This is a genomic window from Desertibacillus haloalkaliphilus (genome assembly GCF_019039105.1).
Lineage (GTDB): Bacteria > Bacillota > Bacilli > Bacillales > KJ1-10-99 > Desertibacillus > Desertibacillus haloalkaliphilus.
In genome coordinates this window covers 1-457 of the sequence record NZ_JAHPIV010000097.1, presented here as the reverse complement: position 1 = coordinate 457, position 457 = coordinate 1, and the positions used below count along the sequence as shown (strand labels likewise).

The 457-nt window shown below is 37.4% G+C and carries 1 protein-coding gene; it reads right to left on the bottom strand.

The genetic code is table 11. The features are described 5' to 3' along the window. Positions 1 to 457, bottom strand: a 457-nt coding sequence (locus KH400_RS21020; RefSeq protein WP_217227980.1) for a pyridoxal-phosphate dependent enzyme, incomplete at both ends; no start/stop codon positions are given.

Genomic DNA, 457 nt, shown 5'->3' with positions numbered 1-457 from the left:
ACCGTACCTTGACCAGCAACAATCTTTTCTTGATCAAATGGGTGGATAAATGCCATTTCATGTTCATTACAATATTCCATTGCTTCATTAAATGAGTCATCAAAAGTGTCCCCAGACAACACAACGTCAACATATTCTTTACCAAAAAATTTCACTTGATCAACTTTTTGACGCGGTGTCGTTGACGGCATAAAAATTCTTCCTTTAATTTTCAGCGTTCGACAAGAGTAAGCCACTCCTTGAGCATGGTTTCCTGCACTTGCACAAACAACACCATTATTTAACTCTTCTCTCGATAGACTAGAAATTTGATGAAACGCACCTCTAATCTTAAATGACCGAACTACTTGCAGGTCTTCTCGTTTTAAATACACGTTACATTGATAACGCTCTGATAATACTTCATTTTTTTGTAACGGAGTATGTGTCACTACATCCTTTAAGCGTTGGTTCGCAA